The organism is Shinella sp. GW835-FHT14H05, assembly GCF_058793575.1.
This window is the reverse complement of record NZ_JBXAFY010000006.1, coordinates 215,334-231,212: the sequence shown is the minus strand read 5'-3', so window position 1 is coordinate 231,212 and position 15,879 is coordinate 215,334. Positions and strand designations below refer to the sequence as shown.

The following is a 15,879-nucleotide window of genomic DNA, read 5'->3' as shown; positions in this document are numbered from 1 at the left end:
CCGGGCTTTTTGTTTTGCGCCATCAACGAGCCGGGGTCGCCTGCGGCACCGGGGCCGACCATTCGACGCGGCGCGTCGCATACATGGTCGCCGCGATGGTGACGAAGGAGATGAGCGCACCGGCGAGCAGCGCGTATTCGTCCTCACGCAGCACCAGATACATCACGCCATAGGCCGAGAGCAGCACGGCGCCGAGCGACAGGCCGTTCTTGCGGCTGCCCGTGGCGCTGCCGAGATAGGCGGCGATCAGCAGCGTCGTCGCGAGCGCCGCCACCGCATAGGCGATGGTGAAGCCGGTATGTTCGGCGAGCGCCAGCAGCAGCACGTAGAAGACGATGAGGGCAAGGCCCGTCAGCACATACTGGATCCAGTGCACCATGCGCCCGCCCTTCAGTTCGACGACGAAGACGGCGAGGAAGACGAGCGAGATGAAGCCGATCGAATATTTCAGCGTGCGCGAGATCACCTGGTAGAACTGGACGGGCTCCACGAGGTTGATCGTCATCAGGCTGCCCGATAGCGGCAGCGTCGAGCCGGCCGCGACCCGGTCGATGCCGCGGGCGAGATAGGGGATCGTCCACTTGGCTTCGAAATTCGTCGCGGTGACGGACTTCTGCTCCGGCAGGAAGAGACCCTCGAAGCCCGGATGCGGCCAGTCGGCCTTGGCGGCAAAGCTCGTCGTCTGGCCGGCGGGGGCGACGGCGAAGCTGCGCGAGCCGTTCAGCGACAGCGCGATCTCGAAGGCAAAGCCGTTTTCGACGAGCGGCCGTTCGATCGCCCGGTGCACGCCGACATTCGTCTGCGGCGTTGGGTAGCCGTCAGCGGCGGCGAGCGCCATGGCGGAAACCTGCCGCATGCCGGGATCGAAGGGCAGCACGGCGCCATTGTCGATCTTCACGCCGGCATCGGAGCGGATGCCGGTAATGTCGTTGATGTTGAGCACGAGGAACGCCCGGTCGAGCTGCGGTTCGCCCGGGAACTGCGTCAGGTCCTGCAAGATGCCCTTGCCGAAACGGCCCTTGAGCGTCAGCGCGCCGTTGTAGACCGGCAGCGTGTAGATCGAGAGCTTGCGCTCCTCGGTCTTCAGGTCCGCCGTGACGTCGAGCGTCTCCGGCATCACCAGCGCCCATTCGGTCACCTGATCAACGATCGTGCGGCCATCCACGTCTCGACTGCGCTGCACGAAGAAGGGCACCGCCAGATAGGGACCGTTGATCGTCTGGTCGCCGCCCCAGCCATTGGAGATGCGGCGCGAGACATCGGCGGCGCGTTGCGCCCGCTCTTCCGTCAGGCCCCAGACGAGAAGCAGCGGCACAAGCAGCGCCACGGAGATGATGCCGATCATGATGAACTTGACGCCCGGCGAGCGCAGGAAGGTGGCGAGGTTGCCGCGCGGCTCGGGGTTTATCGCATGCGGGAATGATGCGGGGACGGGATCGTCCGCTTCGGTCGTCGTCATGAAAAGTCCCTCCAGTCGAGAATCGCCTCTGTGGGCGCAACTTCACGCTAGGGGTGCATTTCGACTGATTGCGCGCCGAATTCTGATCGACTGGCGGCGAATTCGCGGCATTGTGGCGTCTTTCGGCAAAAAGAAAGGGGCCGGCGTTTCCGCCGGCCCATTTTCTGAAAATCAGCCCCACCTCCAGGTCATCCTCGGGCTTGACCCGAGGATCCACCGGCTTGCTCGAAGTGTTGGATGGTCGGGTCGAGCCCGACCATGACGGAGGAGAGGTTTTGCGATTAGTCCTTCTTCGCCGTCGGAACGACGCGCAGGGCCAGTTCGCGCAGCTGCGTCGGCGTTGCCGGCGACGGGGCGTTCATCAGCAGGTCCTGTGCCTGCTGGTTCATCGGGAAGAGCGAGATTTCGCGCAGGTTCTTCGCGCCGACGAGCAGCATGACGACACGGTCGATGCCGAAGGCACAACCACCGTGCGGCGGTGCGCCGTACTGGAAGGCACGGTAAAGGCCGCCGAAACGCTCTTCCACATCCGTCTGGCTGAGGCCGACCTTTTCGAAGGCCTTGACCATCAGGTCCGGCGACTGGTTACGGATCGAGCCCGAGGCGATTTCGAAGCCGTTGCAGACCGCGTCGTACTGGTAGGCCTTGAGGTCCAGCGGATCCTTGCTGTCGAACGCCTCGATGCCGCCCTGCGGCATGGAGAAGGGGTTGTGCGCGAAATCGATCTTCTTTTCGTCCTCGTTGTATTCGTAGAACGGGAAGTCGACGATCCAGCAGAATTCGAAGCGGTCGCGATCGACGAGGTTCAGTTCCTCGCCGGCGCGGGTGCGGGCTTCGCCCGCGAACTTGTAGAACTTGGCCGGATCGCCGGCGACGAAGAAGCAGGCGTCGCCGTCTTCGAGACCGAGTTGCTGACGGACCGCTTCCGTGCGCTCCTCGCCGATGTTCTTCGCCAGCGGGCCGGCGCCTTCGAGCTTTTCGCCTTCCTTGCGCCAGAAGATGTAGCCGAGGCCGGGCTGGCCGGTCGACTGTGCCCAGGCGTTCATGCGGTCGCAGAACGCGCGGCTGCCGCCCGTCTTGGCCGGGATCGCCCAGACCTGGACCTTCGGGTTCGACGCGATCATGTTCGCGAAGACCTTGAAGCCGGAGCCGGCGAAGTGGTCGGTGACGGCCTGCATGACGATCGGGTTGCGCAGGTCGGGCTTGTCGGAGCCGTATTTACGGATCGCCTCGTCATAGGGGATGCGCGGCCACTGCTTCGTCACCGGCTTGCCGTCGGCAAACTCCTCGAAGACCGCCGTCATCATCGGCTCCATCGTGTCCCAGACGTCTTCCTGGGTGACGAAGCTCATCTCGACGTCGAGCTGGTAGAATTCGCCCGGCAGGCGGTCAGCGCGCGGGTCTTCGTCGCGGAAGCACGGCGCGATCTGGAAGTAGCGGTCGAAGCCCGCAACCATCAGCAGCTGCTTGTACTGCTGCGGCGCCTGCGGCAGGGCGAAGAACTTGCCCTCATGGACGCGCGACGGCACGAGGAAGTCGCGTGCCCCTTCCGGCGAGGAGGCGGTCAGGATCGGCGTGGTGTATTCGGCAAAACCCGCCTCGCCCATGCCCTTGCGCATGGAGGAGATGATCTGCGTGCGCTTGATGATGTTCTTGTGCAGCGTCTCGCGGCGAAGATCGATGAAGCGGTACTTGAGGCGCACGTCTTCCGGATAGTCCGGCTCGCCGAAGACCGGCAGCGGCAGTTCCTTGGCGGCCGAGAGAACCTCGATTTCCTGCGCGTAAAGCTCGATCTCGCCGGTCGGCATGGTCTTGTTGATGGTGTCTTCGGTGCGTGCCTTGACGCGGCCGTCGATGCGGATCACCCATTCGCCGCGCACGGTTTCGGCCATCTTGAAGGCCGGCGAATCGGGGTCGGCGACGACCTGGGTGATGCCGTAATGGTCGCGAAGGTCGATGAAGAGCACGCCGCCATGATCTCGAACGCGGTGGACCCAGCCGGAAAGACGGACGGTGGCGTCGACGTCGGACTTGCGGAGGGCGGCGCAGGTGTGGCTGCGGTAACGGTGCATCGTGCTATCCTGAAATGCTGAAGGGCCGCGCGGGAAGAACCCGGCGCAGCGACCATGAAAATCGCGCGGAAAAGCGCATGACCACGCCCGTTTGTCAAGGCTTTCGGGGGAATGGCCAGGTCGGCGCGTTGGGAGCAAGTGTTGAAAGCGATGCGGATGGGCACCCCCCTCTGCCCTGCCGGGCATTTCCCCCTCAAGGGCGGGGATCGGCTAGATGCAGACTCACCACTTCAAATATGGCGTCGATTAAAGGCAAGGCATCGCCACATCCAATCTCCCCCCTTGAGGGGAGATGCCCGGCAGGGCAGAGGGGGGGTAAGCCGCGAGAGCTGCCTGGCCGGAGTAGCGAGAATCACCCGCGCCCCTCAGCCAAACTCGCCCCGATGCAGCATCAGCCATTGCAGCAGCACGATCGTCTTGGCATCCTGAATGCCACCCGTAGCGATCAACCCATACGCTTCGTCGATCGGCATTTCGACGATCTCGATATCCTCCCCCTCGCCGTCCACGCCGCCGCCCTTGCCGTCGCGCTTCGTGGCATCGATGCGGGCGACGAAGCAGCCGACGCGTTCCGTCAGCGTGCCGGGGCTGGAATAGATGTCGAAGAGGTGGCGCACGTCGCGCACGGCATAACCGGTCTCCTCCATCGCTTCGCGGGCGACGGCCTCTTCGGGCGCGTCGTCATCGAGCAGGCCGGCCGGGACCTCCAGCAGGAAGCCGTCGGAATGCCCGCCGAAGAAGGCGCCGGGGCGGAACTGGCGCACGAGGATGAGCGACTGGCGGGCGGGATCGACCAGCAGCACCGAGGCCGCCGGGCCGTGGTCATGCACCTCGCGGTCGAGCCGTTCGACCCGGCCGTCGGCGCGGGTCTGTTCGATGACGAGGGTGCGAAGGTGGATGAAGCGCTTCCAGACGGTCTGCTGGTCGATGATGCGGATGGCGGACGTGGCTGGAGCCGTCATGGAAAATCCTTCAGGTGGAATCAGGCCTTGCGCAGCCAGACGCGGTTGTCGTGGAAGGCGGCACCGCCATAGGGTGCGACGGGATCGGCGCCGGTCAGCACATTGATGCCCTCCCCGTCGAGATGGGCGGAGTTCGGCCAGATGCCCTCGGCGATCAGCACGCCGGGCTTCACGCTGTCGGTGATCTTCGCGTGCAGGCGGATATCGCCGCGGACATTGCCGAGATGCACGATATCGCCCTCCGCGATGCCCTCGGCCATCGCATCCTCGGGATGGATCATCACCTCCGGCCGGCCCTCGCGCTCGCGCGAGCCCTTGGTCTCCGTAAAGCTGGAGTTGAGGAACATGCGGGCGGGCGACGTGGCGAGGCGGAAGGGGTGCTCGGCATCCGGCGTCTCGATGAGTTCGACATGGTCCGGAAAGGCCGGCAGCGCCGCATGCGGGCCGAAAGCGCCGAGCACCTTTGGCGGCCGGTTGGGCGCCGGCGTGTCGATCCATTTCGGGCGGAAGCGAAATTTGCCGTCCGGAAAGCCGAAACCCTTGAAAAAGTGCGCGGCTTCGAAATCCGGCTGGCAATCGATCCACTTCTCTTCTTTCAGGCCGTCGAAATCCATCTCGTAATAGGGCAGCATGCGGGTGATGTGCTCCTGCTCGGACAGCCCGAAGCCGGGCATGCCATCGACACCGAGGCGCTTTGCCAGCTCCTCGATGACGAAGAGGTTGGTGCGCACGGTGGCGGGCGGCTCGACGAGTTTCGGGCCGAGCAGGATGTGCTGGTGGCCGCCGCCGCGATAGAGGTCGTCATGTTCGACGAACATGGTGGCGGGGATGACGATATCGGCGAGCTTCGCCGTATCGGTCATGAACTGCTCGTGCACCGCGACGAACAGGTTGTCGCGTTCAAAACCCTGTTTCACCAGGCGCTGCTCGGGCGCTACGTTCACCGGATTGGTGTTCTGGATGAGCATGGCGGTGACCGGGCCGCGATGGCGCAGCGCCACGGCGTCACCCGTCAGCACGCGGCCGATTTGCGACTGGTCGAGCACGCGGATGTCCGGATCGATGAGCCTCGTGCCCATCAGCTCGCTCTTGCGCAGGTGGAAGATCGACGAATTGCTGTGGAACGCGCCGCCGCCTTCATATTGCCAGGAGCCGAGCACCGTGGCGATGGAGAGTGCGGCATGCATGGAGACCGCGCCGTTGCGGCTGCGGGTGAAACCGTAGCCGAGGCGGAAGAAGCTCTTCTTGGTGCGGCCGACGAGGGCGGCGAAGGTTTCGATCTCCTCGACGGTGAGGCCGGTGATCGCGGCCGCCCATTCGGGGCTGCGCGTCGCAAGATGCGCTTCCAGGCCGGCCGGGTCGTCGGCGAATTTCTCCATGTAGGCGCGGTCGGCGTAGCCGTCGCGGAAGGCGACGTGCATGACGGCGCAGGCGAGTGCGGCGTCCGTGCCCGGCCGCAGTTTCAGCGCGAGATCGGCCGTTTTCATCGTCGGGTTGTCGTAGATGTCGATGACGACGATCTTGGCGCCGCGCTCCTTGCGCGCCTTCACCGCATGGGTCATCACGTTGACCTGCGTCGAGACGGCGTTGGTGCCCCAGATCACCACGCAATCCGACTTCGCCATTTCGCGCGGATCGGGGCCGCGTAGCGTGCCGGCGCCCATGGTGAAGCCGGTCCAGGCGGGATTGGTGCAGATCGAATCGAAGAAGCCGGAATAGCGTTTTGCGTGGCGCAGGCGCTCGATGGAATCGCGCTGCACCTGGCCCATCGTGCCGGCGTAGTAATAGGGCCAGACGGCCTCCGTGCCGTGCGCCTGCTCGGCCTTGACGAAGGCTTCGGCAATCGCGTCGAGCGCCGCCTCCCAGGAAATGTCGGCCCAGTCGCCGCTGCCCTTTTCGCCCCTGCGCACCATGGGCTTCATCAGGCGGTCGGGATGGTAGAGGCGCTCGGCGTAGCGGGCGACCTTGGCGCAGATGACGCCGGCCGTGTAGCTGTTGTCGGCGCTGCCCTTCACGCGTCCCATGCGGCCATCCGCGCCGATCTCGATGTCGAGCGCGCAGGTGGAGGGACAGTCGTGCGGACAGGCGGAATGGCCGATCCGGGGTTTTCCGAGATTGGGGGTCGCAACGTTCATGGCTTTTCTATATGGCAGAGCGCAAAGTGCCAAAAGGCAAATCATTCTACCATCGCAACAATTCATCGTCGCATCAGCGCGGATGATCGTGGGTGTCGCACAATGAACTACCGCCACATCTACCACGCCGGCAATTTCGCGGACGTGCTGAAACATGCCGTGCTCGCCCGCCTCGTGCTCTACATGCAGGGCAAGGACAAGGCGTTTCGCGTGCTCGATACCCATGCCGGCCTCGGGCTCTACGACCTCTCCAGCGAGGAAGCGCAGAAGACCGGCGAATGGCTTGACGGCATCGGCCGGCTCATCGACGGCGACATGCCGGCGGCGGTGGCGGATATCCTCGCGCCCTACCTGAAGGTCGTTCACGAATTGAATCCGCATGGCGGGCTAACCTATTATCCCGGCTCGCCAAAACTGGTGCGCCAGCTCTTCCGCCCGCAGGACCGGCTCTCCGCCATGGAGCTGCATCCGGACGATTACGAGACGTTGCACCGGCTGTTCGACGGCGATTTCCAGAGTCGCGTCACCCGTCTCGACGGCTGGCTGTCGCTCGGCGCGCATCTGCCGCCGAAGGAAAAGCGCGGTATCGTGCTGGTCGATCCGCCCTTCGAGATCGAGGGCGAATACGAGCGGCTGGTCGACGGGCTGCAAAAGGCCGTGCGGCGCTTTCCCGGCGGGGTCTATTGCCTGTGGTATCCGCTGAAGAAGAACGCGCCCATCGCCGCCTTCCACAAGGCGCTGAAGGAGACCGGCATTCCCAAGATGCTCTGTGCGGAACTGACCGTGCGCAGCGACCGCGAAACGACGGGGCTGACGGGCTCCGGCCTCATCGTCGTCAATCCGCCCTTCACGCTGAAGCCGGAGCTCGACGTGCTGCTGCCCTTCCTGAAGGAACGGCTGGCGCAGGATCGCTTCGCCTCGGCGCGTGCCTTCTGGCTTGCGGGCGAAACGAAGGCCTCTTGACCTTTGCCGTTCGGCGGCAACAATCGCGCGCCGAACCGGGAGACTTTCATGACGCCTTTCGTCGCGGCCACCGATCGATGAGTCGGCCACACTTCTCCACCGTTGTGCGATCCGCAAGCCTGCTCCTTGCCGGCCTGGCGACGCTTGCCGCTTGCAGCGAGGAGAAGCCTGCCGAGAAGCCGAAGACGGAAGTGAGCCGCAAGACGCCGGCGCAAAAAATCCCTCTCGGCAAAGGGTTCGATTTCTACGTGCTCTCGCTGTCCTGGTCGCCGACCTGGTGCGCGGGCAACGATGCCGCCGGCAAGACCCAGCAGTGCCGGCACGGCGAGAACAACGGCTTCATCGTGCATGGGCTCTGGCCGCAGAACGACCGCGGCTATCCGGAATTCTGCCCGAGCCGCGAGCCGGACCGGGTGCCGGAAAACCTCGGCCGCACTGTCTTGGACATCATCCCCTCAATGGGCCTGGTCGGCCACCAGTGGCGCAAGCACGGCTCCTGCTCGGGCCTCAGCCAGAAGGACTATTTCGCCGTCACCCGCGCGGCCTTCGAGCGCGTGCGCATTCCGGCGGAGGCAGAGCCGCAGCGCGGCGGCGCGCGCCTTTCGCCCGATGCCATGGAGCAGGCCTTCACCGCCGCCAATCCCGGGCTCGACCGCAAGGGCATCGCGGTCACCTGTGAGGACGGACGGCTGGAAGAAGTGCGCATCTGCATGACGTCGGACCTCTCCTTCCGCCCCTGCCCCGAAGTCGACCGCGCGGCTTGCCGCGCCAAATCCATCGAACAACCGCCCATCCGCTAAAACAGGACCCGCTGATGAAAATCTTCTATTCCACCACCTCGCCCTATTCCACCAAGGTGCGCATGGCCGCGCATTTTGCCGGGCTGCCGGTCGAAGCGATCGCCACCGACACCAATGCCGACCCGGCCGAACTGCTGGCCGCCAACCCGCTCGGCAAGATCCCGGCGCTGGTGACCGACGACGGCCTTGCCGTCTTCGACAGCCGCGCGATCATGAACTATATCGACCGCCAGACGCGCGGCTCGCTCTACCCGCGCAATGCGGCCAAGCGCACCGAAGTGGACGTGCTGGAAGCGACCGCCGACGGCATCTGCGACTGCCTGCTCGCCATCGTCTATGAACGCCGTTTCCGGCCGGAGGAGAAGATCTACCAGCCGTGGATCGACCGGCAGTGGGAAAAGGCCGAGCGCGCGCTCGATCATCTGGAAGCCAACATGCCGCGCCTCGGCAAGAAGCCGAATGGCGGCCATTTCGCGCTCGCCGCCATGCTGCGCTATATCGAACTGCGCTTCGAAGGAAAGTGGCAGCGCGGCCGGCCGAAGCTGAAGCGCTTCCTCTCCCGCTTCGAAGCCGTCTTCCCGGACTTCGCGCAGTTCAAGGATTGAGCACAAACAAAAAGGCCGGGCTTTCGCCCGGCCTTTCCGTATTCCAGAGCCGTGAGGCTTAGAACTTCACGCCGAGACCGACGCGGACGCTGTGGTCTTCGAAGCCCGACTTGACCTTGTCGCCGCCGAGGTTGAAGCCCTTCTTCTGGTAGTCGCTGTAGCGGTATTCGACGCGCGCCGTGACGTTGTTGGTCACGAAGGCTTCGGCACCCGCACCGGCGGTCCAGCCGACCATGTTGCGGTCGTCCTTGCCGGCGCCGTTCTTCAGCTCGACATTCGTGCCTGCAACACCGGCGGTGCCGTAGAGCAGGACCGGGTTCAGGTCGATACCGACGCGGCCGCGGATCGAGCCGTTGACGCCCTGCTTGGCCTTCAGGCCGTTGCGCTCGGCGTCGACGCCCGAGTAGTTCAGGTCGGCTTCACCGCCGTAGACGATCTGGCCGGACTGCATGTTGTAGCCGCCGTAGACGCCGCCGCCGAGGCCGTTTGCCTTGGCATCGCCCTGACGGTTGAAGTCACCGCGCTGCCAGCTTGCCGTACCACCGGCATAGGCGCCGGCCCAGTTGCCGCCCGAGACCGGCTCGGAATATTCAGCGGCCGGAGCCTGGGGTACTTCGTCGATGGCGTCGGCGGCGTGAGCGGCCTGGAAAGCAACCATCGAGAGGGTCGAAGCGATGAGGGTGGCGATGAGTGTACGCATGATATTCTCCTTTACTGAACGACGCCCTCTGTTGGGAGGCTGTCGGGCGTCGTCATTTCTAATTCAGTCCCGCCCGGTTGAGGGGAAATTGAATAAAGATTGAGGAATTGAAAGAGCCAAAATGTGAAATGATTGTGGCAGAGACACGGCACAAATGGGATGTGACTTTTGAACAACAGGGAATTTATTAACCATGAATTCAAGAAGCGCGAAAACCGGTAAAATATACTTCAAATTACTTTGAAGTGGCTTTTGCAGTTAATTTTTCTGCAACCAATTGTCGGGGGGAGTTTAAGCCTGCGCTGGGATGTCTATATCTTGGGCCGGTTAAACAAATGAATCGGCAGGACGGATTTTCTTGAAGAACCCCCTCAGGACGGCCCTCGTGACGGGCGGCGCGAAACGCATCGGCAAGGCCATCGTGGAGGATCTCGCGGCGAACGGCTTTGCCGTCGCCATCCACGCAAACGAATCCCGCGACGAGGCGGACGCGATCGCCAGCGCCCTCACCGCGCGCGGCGGGACGGCAGCCGTCGTGCAATGCGACCTCTCGGACGGGGCTGCGACGGCCAGACTCATTGCGGCGGCGCGCGCTACGGTCGGCCCGCTCGATCTGCTCGTCAACAATGCCTCGCTGTTCAAGCCCGATACCGTCGAGGCCTTCGACGACGCGCTGTGGGATCGCCATTTCGCGGTGCATGTGAAGGCGCCGTCGATCCTGGCGCGGGATTTCGTGCGCCAGCTTCCCGACGGCACGGCGGGCTCCATCGTCAACATCATCGACCAGCGCGTCTGGAACCCGACGCCGCGCTATTATTCCTACACGCTCTCGAAATCCGCCCTGTGGATGGCGACGCGCACCATGGCGCAGAGCTTTGCGCCGCGCGTGCGCGTCAATGCGATCGGCCCCGGCCCTTCGCTGCCGAACGAGCGGCAGGACGACGCCGCCTTCCAGGCGCAGGTCGAGGGATTGATCCTGCGCCGCGGCCCTTCGCTTGGGGAATTCGGCCGAACAGTTCGCTTTTTGTTCGACACGCCATCCATTACGGGGCAAATGATAGCGCTCGATGGCGGGCAGCATCTCGCCTGGGAAACACCCGATGTCGGGGGAATAGCGGAATGAATGGCCGGAAGGTGGAGGATGGCGGCATCCTCTATGACGAAAACGAGACGGAAGAGGACGACGAGCTTCAGGAAAGCCCGCTCGAAGGCGCCATTGCGCCCGCCGTCGCGACACCCGGCATGGACTGGAACGAAGGCGGCGACGTGCCGGAAGGCGTCGTCGGCGCCGCACTGATCGAGTTCTTCGTCAAGCGCCTGCCCAACAGCCCCGGCGTCTACCGCATGTTCAATGCGGATGGCGACGTGCTCTATGTCGGCAAGGCGCGCAGCCTGAAGAAGCGCGTGACGAACTATGCGCAGGGCCGCGGCCATTCCAACCGCATCACGCAGATGATTCGCCAGACGGCGAACATGGAATTCGTGACGACGCGCACGGAGACCGAGGCGCTGCTCTTGGAAGCCAATCTCATCAAGCGCCTGCGCCCGCGCTTCAACGTGCTTTTGCGCGATGACAAGTCCTTCCCCTATATCCTGCTGACGGGCGACACGCGGGCGCCGGCGATCTTCAAGCATCGCGGCGCGCGCAGCCGCAAGGGCGACTATTTCGGCCCCTTCGCTTCGGCTGGTGCGGTGGGCCGCACGATCAACTCGCTGCAGCGCGCCTTCCTGCTGCGCACCTGCACCGACAGCGTCTTCGAAAGCCGCACGCGGCCCTGCCTGCTCTACCAGATCAAGCGCTGTTCCGGCCCCTGCACGAACGAGATCCGCGATGCGGACTATGGCGAACTCGTGCAGGAGGCGAAGGACTTTCTCTCCGGCAAGAGCCAGAAGGTGAAGGCGCATATGGCAGACGCCATGAACGCTGCTGCCGAGGACCTCGATTTCGAGCGCGCCGCCGTCTATCGCGACCGGCTGGCCGCACTCTCCCATGTGCAGAGCCACCAGGGCATCAATCCGGCGGGCGTGGAAGAGGCGGACATTTTTGCGATCCACCACGAGGGCGGCGTGTCCTGCATCCAGGTGTTCTTCTTCCGCACCGGGCAGAACTGGGGCAACCGCGCCTATTTTCCCAAGGCCGACCCGCAGCTTTCCGGCAGCGAGGTGCTGAACGCCTTCCTCGCCCAGTTCTACGACGACAAGCCCTGTCCCCGGCAGATCCTGCTCTCCGAAACGGTCGAGGAAATCGACCTTCTGGCGCAGGCGCTCTCCGAGCGGTCCAATTACAAGGTGACGATCTCCGTGCCGCAGCGCGGCGAGAAGAAGGACCTCGTCGACCATGTCGTGGCCAATGCCCGCGAGGCGCATGGGCGCAAGCTGGCGGAAACGGCGTCGCAGTCGCGCCTGCTCGACGGTTTCGCCGCGACCTTCAAGCTGCCCACCGTGCCGCGCCGCATCGAGATCTACGATAACTCGCATATCATGGGCACCAATGCCGTCGGCGGCATGGTGGTGGCGGGGCCGGAAGGCTTCGTGAAGGGGCAGTACCGAAAGTTCAACATCAAATCGACCGACATCACGCCCGGCGACGACTTCGGCATGATGAAGGAAGTGATGACCCGGCGCTTCTCGCGCCTCATCAAGGAGGAGGGCCTGCCGGACCGCGCCGCCGAGACCGGCACGGAGGCAGCCGACCTGCCCTTCCCCGCCTGGCCGGACGTCATCCTCATCGATGGCGGACAGGGCCAGATGACGGCGGTGCGCGCCATCCTGGAGGAACTCGGCATCACCGACCAGGTCATCGCCATCGGCGTCGCCAAGGGGGCCGACCGCGAGGCCGGGCGCGAGCGCTTTTTCATGCGCGGTGTCCCTGACTTTTCCCTGCCGCCGCGTGATCCCGTGCTCTATTTCGTGCAGCGCCTGCGCGACGAGGCGCACCGCTTCGCCATCGGCTCGCACCGGGCGCGGCGCAAGAAGGAGATGGTGAAAAACCCGCTCGACGAGATCGGCGGCATCGGCCCGACGCGGAAACGCGCCCTGCTCCAGCATTTCGGCACGGCGAAGGCGGTGTCGCGCGCCGGCATGTCGGACCTGATGGCGGTCGCCGGCATTTCGGAATCGGTCGCCCGCATCGTCTACAACCATTTCCACGACGATGCGGCGGGATAGCGGTTGCGAGCCGGCCGGCGAGTGTTAGGTTGCCGGCACGGCATTCCTCATCGACAGCGAGGCGTCATGATCGTCTTCAAGCATAGCCTGCCCGTCATCGCCGGCCTCTACCTGCTGGCAACAGGTGCCGCCGCGCAGACCCAGGTGGGCGACGCGCGGATGCTGGGCGTGACCGGCACCTGCGAGGCGCTCGTCGTGGGCGAACAGCAGTTCAGCGACACTTGCTCGCAAAAGCTGCTCAACGTCTCCTATCCGAACGGCCGCGTCGGCTTCTATTTCGTGCTGGAGGATAGCCGCATCATCACCTTCAGCGGCATGGACGGCGCCAATCCGACGCCGGATAGCGACGTGATCGACCTCGACAAGGTGATCGTCAGCCGCAAGGACACGCCGGACACGCCAGATGTCTTCCCGGCAAAGGGCACCTGCGGCTTCGGCAATCCGATGAAGGGCGCCATGACGGTCTCCTGCGAGGGTACGCTGGCCGACGGGCAGGCCTTTTCCGCACGCTTCACCACGGACGGCAGACCGCCGACGTGACCTCCCCCAAGGCGCGGTTTTTCGCAAACAGATGCGTCATTCGGCCCGGCTCCGTAAATTCGCCAAGAATTGCCGGAAACAAAGGTTGACGGCACTGTCACAAAGACCTCATCTAGCCGGAAATAGTCGAGACTGAAGAATCCATGGCTTCCCGCGCATACAATATCCCGAATCTCCTCACCTACGCCCGCATCGTGGCCGTACCGCTGATCGTGCTGTGCTTCTTCATCGAAGGACGGCTGGAATCGTCGGATTTCGCGCGCTGGGCGGCGTTCGGCCTGTTCGTCGTCGCCTCCATCACCGACTATCTCGACGGCTACCTCGCCCGCATCTGGAACCAGACGTCGAATATCGGCCGCATGCTGGACCCGATCGCCGACAAGCTGCTGGTCGCCTCTGTGCTGCTGCTGATGGCCGCCGACGGCACCATCGCCGGCTGGACGATCTGGGCCGCGATCATCATCCTGTGCCGCGAGATCCTCGTCTCGGGCCTGCGCGAATATCTCGCGGACCTCAAGGTCAGCGTGCCGGTGACGCGCATCGCCAAGTGGAAGACGGCCATCCAGATGCTGGCCATCGCCTTCCTGCTGGCCGGTCCCGCCGGCGACAAGGTGCTGCCCTACACGACCGAGATCGGCATCAGCCTGCTCTGGATCGCGGCGCTCATCACCATGTATACCGGCTACGACTATTTTCGCGTCGGCCTGAAGCACATCGTGGACGAATGAGATGACCAAGCTCGTCTATTTCGCCTGGGTGCGCGAACGGATCGGCAAGGGCGAGGAAGAGATCGACCTGCCCGCCTCCGTGAAGACGGGCGGCGACCTTCTCCGGCACCTCAAGACGCTCGGCGACGACTACGCCCATGCGCTGGAGCACGAGAACGTCATCCGCATCGCGATCAACCAGGAACATGTCGAGCACGACGAGCCGATCGCGGGCGCCCGCGAGATCGCCCTCTTCCCGCCGATGACGGGGGGCTGAACGGTGGCCGGCGACGCTCCGGTCATCGTGCGCGTCCAGACGGACGATTTTGACGCGGCAGCGGAGACCGCGCGCCTCACCGGCGGCCGCGGCGATGTCGGTGCCATCGTCACCTTTACCGGCCTCTGCCGCGATGAGGGCGGCCTTCTCGCAGCGCTTGAACTCGAACATTATCCGGGCATGGCGGAAGCGGAGATCACGCGCATCTGCCGCGAGGCCGTCACGCGCTTTTCCCTCCTCGGCATCGCCGCCATCCACCGGGTGGGCAAGATCGCGCCGGGCGAAAACATCGTGCTGGTCATCGCCACCGCCCCCCACCGCCACGCCGCTTTCGACGGCGCGTCCTTCGTGATGGATTACCTGAAGACCTCCGCCCCCTTCTGGAAGAAGGAACATTTCGCCGACGGCCGCACCGGCGGCTGGGTCGACGCCAAGGAGAGCGACGACCGGGCGCGGGAGAAGTGGGCGTAATTGGCTCTTTTGTTTTCGTTTGTCTTTTCGGGAAAACCGGTTCCCACTTTTCCCTGACAAACTCTACGGCACCGGCCGTTCGCGGCGGAAAATCACCAGCAGCAGCACGAGCGCGGAAAAGATCACCAAATCGCGCCAGAGGAAATCGCCGTAGGCGCTCCAGAGCGTCTCCGCGAAACCCATGGCCGCACCGCCGAGTGCCGAAAGCAAGGGCGCCCCCGCCCCGCCGATCGCGGCGATGAACAGCACCTTCACGCCGAAGACGAGGCCGGCGCCGAAATCCATGTTGCCGTAGTAGGAGACCGCAAGGATGCCGGTGAGACTGGCGATCAGCGCGGCGATGGCATAGGCGGCGAGGTAGACGCCGGCAGAATCCACACCGCACAGTTCCGCCGCCTGCCGGTCTTCCGAGACAGCCCGCCAGCGCCGGCCCCAGGCGGAGCGGGCGAGGAAGACGTGGCCGACGAGGACGATGGCGATCATGGCGGCCGTATTGGCGAGTTGCAGCAGCGTCAACGCCACCGGAAAGGCCGGGTCGCCCCAGAACACGATCGGGGTGTTGAGGAAGGGCGGCAGCCAGAGGCTGCGCGTATCCGAGGCAAGCCGCGCCGTCTCCATCAGCACCAGCACGGTGCCGACGGCGGCGACCACGACCGTATTGTCCGAGGAGAAGGCGAGCGGGCGCATCACGAACCGCCCGATGACCAGGCCGGCGCCGATGCTGTAGAGGAGCGCCACGACCGCGCCGAAACCCAGCGCCGCCGGCAGCACCAGCCACAGCCGGTCCCAACCGAAACCCGCAAACAGGATGAACATCTGCGCCGCGAAGGCGAAGAGCGCGCCGTAGCCGATGTCCGCCCGGCGCGTCACGGCAAAGGCGATCGAATAGCCGAAGGCGAGCGCCGCATAGAGCGCGGCGACGGGCAAGGCATTGGCGATCTGCTGGAGGAAATAGGCCATGGCGGTTCCGGACGGGTTCGGTAAATTATAACTGGCAAAATTGCTTTTACCAGTTAGAAT

The 15,879-nt window shown here is 64.5% G+C and carries 15 protein-coding genes; 9 read left to right on the top strand and 6 right to left on the bottom strand.

What is annotated here, in order from left to right:
- Positions 1 to 22: 22 nt before the first annotated feature.
- The 4 genes from creD to AC1Q6Z_RS19705 form a co-directional block, all read right to left on the bottom strand.
- A complete protein-coding gene (gene creD / locus AC1Q6Z_RS19720) occupies positions 23 to 1,459 on the bottom strand; it encodes a cell envelope integrity protein CreD (RefSeq protein ID WP_492648970.1) in 1,437 nt (478 codons plus the stop codon).
- Positions 1,460 to 1,740: 281 nt separating this feature from the next.
- Positions 1,741 to 3,531 carry an aspartate--tRNA ligase gene (aspS, locus tag AC1Q6Z_RS19715; protein ID WP_435265233.1) on the bottom strand — a complete coding sequence of 597 codons (1,791 nt, stop codon included), beginning with the start codon at positions 3,529 to 3,531 and terminating at the stop codon, positions 1,741 to 1,743.
- A gap of 365 nt (positions 3,532 to 3,896) precedes the next feature.
- Positions 3,897 to 4,493 carry an NUDIX domain-containing protein gene (locus tag AC1Q6Z_RS19710; protein ID WP_492648969.1) on the bottom strand — a complete coding sequence of 199 codons (597 nt, stop codon included), beginning with the start codon at positions 4,491 to 4,493 and terminating at the stop codon, positions 3,897 to 3,899.
- Between the two features lie 20 nt (positions 4,494 to 4,513).
- Positions 4,514 to 6,628, bottom strand: a complete 2,115-nt coding sequence (locus AC1Q6Z_RS19705) for a molybdopterin-containing oxidoreductase family protein (protein WP_492648968.1) — start codon at positions 6,626 to 6,628, stop codon at positions 4,514 to 4,516.
- Positions 6,629 to 6,730: 102 nt separating this feature from the next.
- On the opposite strand from AC1Q6Z_RS19705, the gene AC1Q6Z_RS19700 reads away from it, so the two are divergent.
- The 3 genes from AC1Q6Z_RS19700 (at position 6,731) to AC1Q6Z_RS19690 (ending at position 8,996) form a co-directional block, all read left to right on the top strand.
- Positions 6,731 to 7,591, top strand: a complete 861-nt coding sequence (locus AC1Q6Z_RS19700; RefSeq protein ID WP_492648967.1) for a 23S rRNA (adenine(2030)-N(6))-methyltransferase RlmJ — start codon at positions 6,731 to 6,733, stop codon at positions 7,589 to 7,591.
- Positions 7,592 to 7,668: 77 nt separating this feature from the next.
- A complete protein-coding gene (locus AC1Q6Z_RS19695; protein ID WP_492648966.1) occupies positions 7,669 to 8,391 on the top strand; it encodes a ribonuclease T2 family protein in 723 nt (240 codons plus the stop codon).
- Positions 8,392 to 8,405: 14 nt separating this feature from the next.
- Entirely contained in the window at positions 8,406 to 8,996 is a 591-nt protein-coding gene (locus AC1Q6Z_RS19690) for a glutathione S-transferase family protein (protein WP_492648965.1), read from the top strand.
- Between the two features lie 58 nt (positions 8,997 to 9,054).
- Here AC1Q6Z_RS19690 and AC1Q6Z_RS19685 read toward each other — a convergent pair whose 3' ends face one another.
- Positions 9,055 to 9,696, bottom strand: a complete 642-nt coding sequence (locus AC1Q6Z_RS19685) for an outer membrane protein (protein WP_492648964.1) — start codon at positions 9,694 to 9,696, stop codon at positions 9,055 to 9,057.
- Between the two features lie 358 nt (positions 9,697 to 10,054).
- Between AC1Q6Z_RS19685 and AC1Q6Z_RS19680 the strand changes: the two genes are divergently transcribed.
- The 6 genes from AC1Q6Z_RS19680 to AC1Q6Z_RS19655 all read left to right on the top strand — a co-directional run bounded on the left by AC1Q6Z_RS19680 (position 10,055) and on the right by AC1Q6Z_RS19655 (position 14,859).
- Positions 10,055 to 10,819 (top strand): SDR family oxidoreductase, encoded by a 765-nt coding sequence (locus tag AC1Q6Z_RS19680; protein WP_492648963.1) that lies wholly within the window; start codon positions 10,055 to 10,057, stop codon positions 10,817 to 10,819.
- Positions 10,816 to 12,864 carry an excinuclease ABC subunit UvrC gene (uvrC, locus tag AC1Q6Z_RS19675; RefSeq protein ID WP_492648962.1) on the top strand — a complete coding sequence of 683 codons (2,049 nt, stop codon included), beginning with the start codon at positions 10,816 to 10,818 and terminating at the stop codon, positions 12,862 to 12,864. Before AC1Q6Z_RS19680 ends, uvrC begins: the two co-directional genes overlap by 4 nt.
- A 66-nt stretch (positions 12,865 to 12,930) precedes the next feature.
- Complete coding sequence (locus tag AC1Q6Z_RS19670; RefSeq protein ID WP_492648961.1) at positions 12,931 to 13,404, top strand: hypothetical protein; 474 nt, start codon at positions 12,931 to 12,933, stop codon at positions 13,402 to 13,404.
- A 143-nt stretch (positions 13,405 to 13,547) separates the two neighbouring features.
- Positions 13,548 to 14,132 carry a CDP-diacylglycerol--glycerol-3-phosphate 3-phosphatidyltransferase gene (gene pgsA / locus AC1Q6Z_RS19665; RefSeq protein WP_256118876.1) on the top strand — a complete coding sequence of 195 codons (585 nt, stop codon included), beginning with the start codon at positions 13,548 to 13,550 and terminating at the stop codon, positions 14,130 to 14,132.
- A gap of 1 nt (position 14,133) precedes the next feature.
- On the top strand, positions 14,134 to 14,388 hold the full coding sequence (moaD, locus tag AC1Q6Z_RS19660; protein WP_327510390.1) for a molybdopterin converting factor subunit 1: 255 nt from the start codon (positions 14,134 to 14,136) through the stop codon (positions 14,386 to 14,388).
- A gap of 3 nt (positions 14,389 to 14,391) precedes the next feature.
- Positions 14,392 to 14,859 (top strand): molybdenum cofactor biosynthesis protein MoaE, encoded by a 468-nt coding sequence (locus tag AC1Q6Z_RS19655; protein WP_492648960.1) that lies wholly within the window; start codon positions 14,392 to 14,394, stop codon positions 14,857 to 14,859.
- Positions 14,860 to 14,922: 63 nt separating this feature from the next.
- On the opposite strand, the gene AC1Q6Z_RS19650 is transcribed toward AC1Q6Z_RS19655, so the two are convergent.
- Positions 14,923 to 15,819 (bottom strand): branched-chain amino acid ABC transporter permease, encoded by an 897-nt coding sequence (locus tag AC1Q6Z_RS19650; protein ID WP_492648959.1) that lies wholly within the window; start codon positions 15,817 to 15,819, stop codon positions 14,923 to 14,925.
- Between the last annotated feature and the right edge of the window lie 60 nt (positions 15,820 to 15,879).

What these genes read in the sequence shown, in the direction of transcription:
- creD (WP_492648970.1), bottom strand. Translation starts at nt 1,459, where the DNA reads ATGACGACGACCGAAGCGGACGATCCCGTCCCCGCATCATTCCCGCAT.
- aspS (WP_435265233.1), bottom strand. Translation starts at nt 3,531, where the DNA reads ATGCACCGTTACCGCAGCCACACCTGCGCCGCCCTCCGCAAGTCCGAC.
- AC1Q6Z_RS19710 (WP_492648969.1), bottom strand. Translation starts at nt 4,493, where the DNA reads ATGACGGCTCCAGCCACGTCCGCCATCCGCATCATCGACCAGCAGACC.
- AC1Q6Z_RS19705 (WP_492648968.1), bottom strand. Translation starts at nt 6,628, where the DNA reads ATGAACGTTGCGACCCCCAATCTCGGAAAACCCCGGATCGGCCATTCC.
- AC1Q6Z_RS19700 (WP_492648967.1), top strand. Translation starts at nt 6,731, where the DNA reads ATGAACTACCGCCACATCTACCACGCCGGCAATTTCGCGGACGTGCTG.
- AC1Q6Z_RS19695 (WP_492648966.1), top strand. Translation starts at nt 7,669, where the DNA reads ATGAGTCGGCCACACTTCTCCACCGTTGTGCGATCCGCAAGCCTGCTC.
- AC1Q6Z_RS19690 (WP_492648965.1), top strand. Translation starts at nt 8,406, where the DNA reads ATGAAAATCTTCTATTCCACCACCTCGCCCTATTCCACCAAGGTGCGC.
- AC1Q6Z_RS19685 (WP_492648964.1), bottom strand. Translation starts at nt 9,696, where the DNA reads ATGCGTACACTCATCGCCACCCTCATCGCTTCGACCCTCTCGATGGTT.
- uvrC (WP_492648962.1), top strand. Translation starts at nt 10,816, where the DNA reads ATGAATGGCCGGAAGGTGGAGGATGGCGGCATCCTCTATGACGAAAAC.
- AC1Q6Z_RS19670 (WP_492648961.1), top strand. Translation starts at nt 12,931, where the DNA reads ATGATCGTCTTCAAGCATAGCCTGCCCGTCATCGCCGGCCTCTACCTG.
- pgsA (WP_256118876.1), top strand. Translation starts at nt 13,548, where the DNA reads ATGGCTTCCCGCGCATACAATATCCCGAATCTCCTCACCTACGCCCGC.
- moaD (WP_327510390.1), top strand. Translation starts at nt 14,134, where the DNA reads ATGACCAAGCTCGTCTATTTCGCCTGGGTGCGCGAACGGATCGGCAAG.
- AC1Q6Z_RS19650 (WP_492648959.1), bottom strand. Translation starts at nt 15,819, where the DNA reads ATGGCCTATTTCCTCCAGCAGATCGCCAATGCCTTGCCCGTCGCCGCG.